The sequence below is a fragment of the Micrococcus sp. APC 4021 genome, assembly GCF_030407635.1.
Classification (GTDB): domain Bacteria; phylum Actinomycetota; class Actinomycetes; order Actinomycetales; family Micrococcaceae; genus Micrococcus; species Micrococcus luteus.
Map to the genome: position 1 here is coordinate 1 of NZ_JASDCZ010000115.1, position 7562 is coordinate 7562.

Here is a 7562-nt window from a genome sequence, read left to right on the forward strand (position 1 = left end):
CCCGGCCGAGCCGAAGGCCCCGCAGCCGCCGGCCACGCCGGGGTCGGCCGTGCCGAAGCCGGGCGCCGCCGCGCCCAAGCCGGGTGCCTCCGCGCCCAAGCCGGGCGCCCCGCGTCCCGGCAACAACCCGTTCAGCCCCAAGGGCGGCTCCGCCGGGCCTCGCCCGGGCGCCCGCCCGGGCGGCCGTGGCGGTGCTCCGCGTCCGGGCAACAACCCGTTCGCCCCCTCGCAGGGCATGCGCTCCGGTCGTGAGGACCGCGCGCCTCGTCCGGGCGGCCCCCGTCCGCCGGCCGGTGCCGGCGGTCCCCGTCCGGGCGGTCCGCGCCCGGCCGCGGGCGCCGGCGGTCCCCGCCCCGGTGGGCCGCGTCCGAACCCGGGCATGATGCCCAAGCAGATCACCCCGGCCCCGCAGCCGGCCCGCGGCCGTGGCCGTCCGGGCGGCGGCCCCGGTGGCGGTCCGGGTCGTCCCGGCGGCCCGGGCGGCCGTGGCGGTCGCGGCAACGCCCAGGGCGCCTTCGGGCGCGGCGGCGGCCCGCGCAGGGGACGCAAGTCGAAGCGCGCGAAGCGCCAGGAGTTCGAGCAGCAGCACACGCGTGAGATCGGCGGCGTCAAGGTCCCCAAGGGTGACGGCACCACCGTTCTGCGCCTGCGCCGCGGCGCGTCCCTGGCCGACTTCGCCGAGAAGATCCGCGCCGACGTCGCCGACCTGGTGAAGGTGCTCTTCACCCTCGGCGAGATGGCCTCGGCCAACCAGTCCCTCGACGAGGAGACCTTCCAGCTGCTCGGCGACGAGCTGGGCTACAAGGTCCAGATCGTGTCCCCGGAGGACGAGGACAAGGAGCTGCTGGAGGCCTTCGACATCGACCTCGAGGCCGAGGCGGCCAACGAGGACGAGGCCGACCTCGAGCCGCGCCCCGCGGTCGTCACCGTCATGGGCCACGTGGACCACGGCAAGACGCGTCTGCTGGACGCCATCCGCTCCTCGAACGTCATCGAGGGCGAGGCCGGCGGCATCACGCAGCACATCGGCGCCTACCAGGTGCCCGTGGAGCACGAGGGCGAGCAGCGTCGCCTCACCTTCATCGACACCCCGGGTCACGAGGCGTTCACCGCCATGCGTGCCCGCGGTGCGAAGGTCACCGACATCGCCGTGCTGGTGGTGGCGGCCGACGACGGCGTCATGCCGCAGACCGTCGAGGCGCTCAACCACGCCCAGTCGGCCGGCGTGCCGATCGTGGTGGCGGTCAACAAGATCGACAAGGACACCGCCGCCCCGGACAAGATCCGCGGTCAGCTCACCGAGTACGGCCTCGTGCCCGAGGAGTACGGCGGCGACACGATGTTCGTGGACGTCTCCGCGCGCAACAACATCAACATCGACCAGCTGCTCGAGGCGATCCTGCTCACCGCGGACGCCGCCCTCGAGCTCACGGCGAACCCGCACAAGGCCGCCCGCGGCGTGGCCATCGAGGCCAACCTCGACAAGGGCCGCGGCGCCGTCGTCACCGTGCTGGTGCAGACCGGCACGCTGCGCGTGGGCGACACCATGGTGGTGGGCTCCGCCCACGGCCGTGTGCGCGCCATGTTCGACGAGAACGGCAACGCCGTGGAGGCGGCCGATCCGTCGCGTCCCGTCCAGGTGCTCGGCCTGTCCGCGGTGCCGCGTGCCGGCGACTCGTTCCTCGTCACCGACGACGAGCGCACCGCCCGCCAGATCGCGGAGAAGCGCGAGGCCGCGGACCGCAACGCCCAGCTGGCCAAGCGCCGCAAGCGCATCACCCTGGAGGACTTCGACCAGGCCGTGGCCGAGGGCAAGCTGGACACGCTCAACCTCATCATCAAGGGCGACGCGTCCGGTGCCGTCGAGGCGCTCGAGGACTCGCTGCTCAAGATCGAGGTCGGCGAGGACGAGGTGCAGCTGCGCGTCATCCACCGCGGCGTCGGCGCCATCACGCAGAATGACGTGAACCTGGCGACCGTGGACAACGCCATCATCATCGGGTTCAACGTGCGCCCCGCCGAGCGGGTCGCCGACCTGGCCGACCGTGAGGGCGTGGACATGCGCTTCTACAGCGTGATCTACGACGCGATCGACGACATCGAGAACGCGCTCAAGGGCATGCTGAAGCCGGAGTACGAGGAGGTCGAGCTCGGCTCGGCCGAGGTCCGCGAGGTGTTCCGCTCCTCCAAGTGGGGCAACATCGCCGGTTCGCTCGTGCGCTCGGGCCTCATCCGCCGCAACGCCCAGGCCCGCCTGGTGCGCGACGGCGTGGTGGTCTCCGATCACCTCAAGATCGAGTCGCTGCGCCGCTTCAAGGACGACGCCACGGAGGTCCGCGAGGGCTACGAGTGCGGCATCGGCCTGGGCAGCTTCAACGACATCAAGGAGGGCGACGTGATCGAGACCTTCGAGATGCAGGAGAAGCCGCGCGTCTGACGGCCGGGGCGGGGGCCCGCACGGGCCCCCGCCCTCCGCGTCCCACCCTCTGAACCATCACCACCGGAAGGAACCGCACCATGGCCGATCCGGCACGCGCCGGCCGTCTGGCCCAGCGCATCAAGGTCCTCGTGGCCGAGGCGCTGCGCCGCGGCGTCAAGGACGACCGCGTGGAGCCCGTCACCGTGACGGAGGTCCGCGTGACCAACGACCTGCAGCACGCCACCGTCTACTACACCGTCCTGGGCGACGAGGCCACGGTGGCCGCCGCCCACGAGGGCATCCAGGACAACCGCGGCATCCTGCGCCGCGAGGTGGGCCGCGGGCTCACCATCCGCCTGGTGCCCACACTCGAGTTCGTGGCGGACACCGTCCCCGAGGCGGCCGCACACCTGGAGGACGTCCTCCGCGCGGCCAAGGAGCGGGACGCCGAGCTGGCGAAGGCGCGCGAGGGCGCGTCGTACGCCGGTGACGCGGACCCGTACCGCACCGCGGAGCCGGACGCCGACGCCGACGACGCCCCGCGCGCCTGAGGCCCGCGGCACGGTGAGCGCACGCAGCACCGGGGGACAGGCCCCCGACGCGCCGGGAACGGAGGCGTCGGGGGTCGTCCTCGTGGACAAGCCGCAGGGGTGGACCTCGCACGACGTCGTCGGGCGGGTCCGCCGGCTGGCGGGCACCCGCAAGGTGGGCCACGCCGGCACCCTGGACCCCATGGCCACGGGCCTGCTCGTGGTCGGCGTCAACAAGGCCACGCGCCTGCTGACCGCCATCACGGGCACGGACAAGACGTACACGGCCACGATCCGGCTCGGGCAGTCGACCGTCACGGACGACGCGGAGGGCGAGGTCGTGCAGACCCGGCTGGCCAACGCCGTCACGCCCGAGCGCGTGGCCGAGCAGGTCGCCGCCCTCACGGGCGAGATCCTGCAGGCGCCCTCGGCCGTCTCCGCCGTCAAGGTGGCGGGCCGGCGCGCCTACGATCGCGTCCGCGCGGGAGAGGACGTCACCCTCGACGCCCGCCCCGTCACCGTGCACGAGTTCACGGTGCACGAGCTGCGCCGGCTCGACGGCGGCCGGCTGGTCGACCTCGACGTCACCGTGCGCTGCTCCTCCGGGACCTACATCCGGGCGCTCGCCCGCGACCTGGGCGAGGCCCTCGAGACCGGCGGTCACCTGACGGCGCTGCGCCGCACCGCCGTCGGCCCGTTCGACGTGGCCGACGCGCTCTCGCTCGAGGCCCTCGCGGAGCGGTTCGCGATGACCGAGCTCTCCGAGGCCGCCGCCGGGCTCTTCCCGGTGCGCGAGCTGACGGAGCACGAGGCCCACGAGCTCGCCTTCGGGCGGGTCGTGGCGCCCACCGGCACGGGTGAGACGCTCGTCGCCGGGCGCGCGCCGGACGGCCGCGTCATCGCCCTCGTCTCCGACGTGCGCCGCCGCGGCGCCGACGTCGCCAAGCCCCAGCTCGTGTTCGCCCCGGCCGAGGGGCCGGGACAGGGAAGGACCGCATGATCCTCGACGCCTGGTTCTGGACGGGACTGGTGATCGGTGCCGTCTCGTTCGTCGTCTGCGTGGTGATGACGGCGATCCGCCGCCACCCCGCGGACGCCTCGATCCTCTCGGTGGCCGCCGTCGAGCTGTTCACGCTCGTCTATGCGGCGGCCGCCGCCGTCCGCCAGCTCGGCGGGGACACCCTGAACGGCCCCGGCTGGGAGTTCTGGGGCTACATCCTCACCGCCCTGATCGTGCCGGTGATCGCCGTGGGCTGGGCCGTCACGGACAAGACCCGGTGGTCCAACCTCGTGCTGGCCGTGGTCGGGCCCACGATCGCCGTGATGCTGCATCGCATGCAGGTCATCTGGTTCGGGCAGTGGTGAGGAGGATGGACATGGCACCCAGCGACGGCGCCCCCGCGCGCAACCAGGGTCTCGGCCGGATCATCGTCATGGTCTACGCGGTGTTCGCCCTCTCCGCGAGCGCGCGCAGCCTCTTCCAGATCCTCACGCAGTTCGACGCCGCCCCCGTGGCGTACACGCTCTCCGCGGTCGCGGCGGTCGTGTACATCGTGGCGACGTTCGCGCTCGCCCGCTCCGGCGCGCGCGCCTGGGCCGTGGCGCTGGGCGCCGTGCTCGTGGAGCTGGCCGGCGTGGTGGGCGTGGGCCTGTGGACCGTCCTGGATCCGGGGATGTTCGCCCACGACACCGTGTGGTCCCGGTTCGGCGCGGGCTACGGCTATGTGCCGCTCGTGCTGCCGGTGGTCGGCCTGATCTGGCTGCTGACGCACCGCCCCGCCCGCCCGGCCGAGGCGGGGGCGCTCTGATGCGGGTCTGGAACAGCCTGGACGAGGTCCCCACGGACCTGCCGCGCACCGTGGTCACCCTGGGCAACTTCGACGGCGTGCACCGCGGCCACCGGGAGGTGCTGCGCCGGGTCGTCGAGCTGGCGCGGGCCCGCGACGCCCTGGCCGTGGCCGTGACCTTCACCCCGCACCCGCGCGCCGTGCACCAGCCCGAGGTGCCCCACGTGGACATCATCAGCCCCGAGCAGCGGGTCGTCCTCCTGGAGGAGGCGGGTCTGGACGCGGTGCTCCTGCAGCGGTACACCCTCGAGTTCGCGGACCAGTCCCCGGAGGAGTTCGTCCGCGGCATGCTCGTGCACGGGCTGCATGCCGCCGTCGTGGTCGTGGGGCACGACGTGCGCTTCGGCCGGGGCAACACCGGCGACGTCGCGGAGATGGTGCGCCTGGGGGCCCGCTACGGCTTCGAGGTCGAGGCCGTCGAGGAGTTCCCCGCCGAGCACGGGGCCGAGCCGGAGCGCCGTTGCTCCTCGACGTGGGTGCGCGAGGCCCTGGCCGCGGGCGACGTCGCTCAGGCCGCGGCCGTGCTCGGCCGGCACCACGTGCTCGCCGGCGAGGTGGTGCACGGGTTCGCGCGCGGCCGCGAGCTCGGCTTCCCCACGGCGAACCTCGAGACGGATGTGCAGGGCATGATCCCGGCCGACGGCGTCTACGCCGGTTGGGTGCACGACGCGCACGGCGGCGTGTGGCCGGCCGCGATCTCCATCGGCTCGAACCCCACGTTCGAGGACGTCTCCCGCGTGGTGGAGGCGCACGTGATCGACCGCCATGACGAGCGGGTGGAGGACTTCGACCTGTACGGCCAGCACATCGAGGTCGAGTTCGTGGCCCGGCTGCGCGGGATGGTCGCCTACGAGGGCGTCGAGAAGCTCGTGGCGCAGATCACGCAGGACGTGGACGAGGCCCGGGCGATCCTGGCCACGACCCCCTCCGACCGGTGAGCGCCCCGGAGCCGGGCGCTTCCCCCGCTGTGCCGAACCTGCCGGGGCGCCCGGCCCGGGCCCGTCGGGCCGGGCCCAACCCCTTCGAGACCGGCGGGGAGCATTACGACGCCGTCCGCCCCTCCTACCCGGCCGCCGTGGTGGACCGCGTCCTGGCGGGCATCGCCGACGGCGCGGAGGTGGTGGAGCTCGGGGCCGGGACGGGACTGTTCACCCGGCTGCTCGCGGCCCGCCCGGCGGACCGGGTGCGGACGGTGACGGCCCTCGAGCCGTCGGCGTCGATGCGCGCCGTCCTGGAACGCGAGGTCGCGGCCGGCACGGGCGGGCGGGTGCGCGCCGTGCCGGGCACGGGCGAGGCCACGGGCCTGCCGGCGGCGAGCGCCGACGCCGTGGTGGCGGCCCAGGCATGGCACTGGATGGACCCGGCCGCGGCGAGCGCGGAGGCCGCACGGGTGCTGCGCCCGGGTGGGCGCCTGGCCGCGGTGTGGAACCAGCTCGACACGGCGGTGCCGTGGGTGCACCGTCTCACCCGGATCATGCACGCCGGGGACGTGCACGCCGCCCGGCCGGAGCAGCGCCGGTTCGCCGCCCCGTTCGGGGCGGAGGAGCACGCGCGCTGGGCGTGGACGCAGCCCATGACCGCGGCGGGGCTGCACGGACTCATGGCCTCGCGCTCGTACTGGCTGCGCGCGGACGAGCGGATCCGGTCCCGGATGACGGCCAACCTCGACTGGTACCTGCACGAGCACCTGGGCCATGCGGCGGACGCGGTCCTGCAGGTGCCCTACGTGACGGTGGCCTGGTGGGCGGCGCCGGTCAGGGGCGGGCGCCCACGGTGACCGGGACCGTCCGGGCGATCCCGGCCCGCCGCGCCTGCCAGAGCAGCAGCGCCGTGGCCACCGCGACCACCGCCACCGAGAGCAGCGTGGCCGCCGGGGAGCCGGCGGTCTCCGCGCCCACGTAGCTGTCCTCGACGGTGCCCACGAGCGTGCCGACGGCGATGATCACCACGTTGTTGACCACGTGGAGGGCGACGGCGGACTCGAGCCCGCCCGTGCGCCACGTGAGCAGGACGGCGGCGACGGCGAACGCGGCGAGGTCCAGCAGGATCCACGGGTCGAGCGAGCCGTGGGCGAGCGAGAAGGTCGCCGCCGAGAGCACCGCGGTGACCGCGGCGGCCACGACCGGCCGGCGGATCCACGTGCCGACGGCCAGCAGCAGCCACCCGCGGAACAGGTACTCCTCGCCCGCGGCCTGGAACGGGGTGAGCACGAACGCCGTGACGAGCAGCCAGACCCAGTCCTGCGCGCGCGGGGCCGTGGGGGCGCCGTCGAGGGCCCACGCGCCCAGCACGTAGGCGAGGAACAGCGGCGTCAGCACGACGACGCAGCGCGCCAGCCAGCGCCAGCGCACGCGGCCCTCGACCGAGTGGACGAAGCGGGCGGCGACGGGGTGGCCCAGCGCCACGGCCAGCAGCGCGACCCCGATCAGCGCGGCGAGCAGGAGGTTGTTCAGCAGCACCATGGGCGCGGAGTACAGGTCGAGGTCGGTCACGTCCGTCGGGTCGGCCGCGCCGAGCAGCGCGGGCCCGGACGTGGCGATCAGGGCGAGAGCGCCCAGCACGCCCCCGAGCACGAGGAGGCCCACCAGGCCGGCCAGCACGAGGCCGAAGGACGCGAGCGGGTTCCACCATCGGGCCCGCGGCGTGCGCAGCAGCGCGGGGTAGCCGTGGCCGATCAGCGGCAGATCCAGGGGCGGACGACGCGGGGCCCACCCCACCGCGGACTGCAGGGAGGCCGAGGGTCGAGTCTACCGCATCGCCTACCCT

Annotated in this window: 8 protein-coding genes; 7 read left to right on the forward strand and 1 reads right to left on the reverse strand. The window is 74.4% G+C overall.

The window, feature by feature from the left end; all coding sequences use genetic code 11:
* From infB to QL983_RS09430, 7 genes are all read left to right on the forward strand, one after another.
* A partial coding sequence (infB, locus tag QL983_RS09400; protein ID WP_290152581.1) for a translation initiation factor IF-2 occupies positions 1–2437 on the forward strand: 2437 nt, incomplete at its 5' end.
* Positions 2438–2517: 80 nt separating this feature from the next.
* On the forward strand, positions 2518–2970 hold the full coding sequence (gene rbfA / locus QL983_RS09405; protein ID WP_036314977.1) for a 30S ribosome-binding factor RbfA: 453 nt from the start codon (positions 2518–2520) through the stop codon (positions 2968–2970).
* Positions 2971–2983: 13 nt separating this feature from the next.
* Positions 2984–3949 (forward strand): tRNA pseudouridine(55) synthase TruB, encoded by a 966-nt coding sequence (truB, locus tag QL983_RS09410; RefSeq protein ID WP_078026112.1) that lies wholly within the window; start codon positions 2984–2986, stop codon positions 3947–3949.
* Positions 3946–4314 (forward strand): hypothetical protein, encoded by a 369-nt coding sequence (locus tag QL983_RS09415; RefSeq protein ID WP_002855305.1) that lies wholly within the window; start codon positions 3946–3948, stop codon positions 4312–4314. Before truB ends, QL983_RS09415 begins: the two co-directional genes overlap by 4 nt.
* Positions 4315–4325: 11 nt before the next feature.
* A complete protein-coding gene (locus QL983_RS09420; RefSeq protein WP_036314984.1) occupies positions 4326–4757 on the forward strand; it encodes a hypothetical protein in 432 nt (143 codons plus the stop codon).
* On the forward strand, positions 4757–5734 hold the full coding sequence (locus tag QL983_RS09425) for a bifunctional riboflavin kinase/FAD synthetase (RefSeq protein ID WP_036314988.1): 978 nt from the start codon (positions 4757–4759) through the stop codon (positions 5732–5734). The genes QL983_RS09420 and QL983_RS09425 overlap by 1 nt, the downstream gene beginning before the upstream one ends.
* Positions 5731–6573: a class I SAM-dependent methyltransferase gene (locus QL983_RS09430; protein ID WP_036314991.1), complete on the forward strand. Its 843-nt coding sequence runs from the start codon at positions 5731–5733 to the stop codon at positions 6571–6573. The genes QL983_RS09425 and QL983_RS09430 overlap by 4 nt, the downstream gene beginning before the upstream one ends.
* On the opposite strand, the gene QL983_RS09435 is transcribed toward QL983_RS09430, so the two are convergent.
* Complete coding sequence (locus QL983_RS09435; RefSeq protein ID WP_290152590.1) at positions 6551–7513, reverse strand: CPBP family glutamic-type intramembrane protease; 963 nt, start codon at positions 7511–7513, stop codon at positions 6551–6553. The genes QL983_RS09430 and QL983_RS09435 overlap by 23 nt on opposite strands.
* Positions 7514–7562 lie beyond the last annotated feature (49 nt).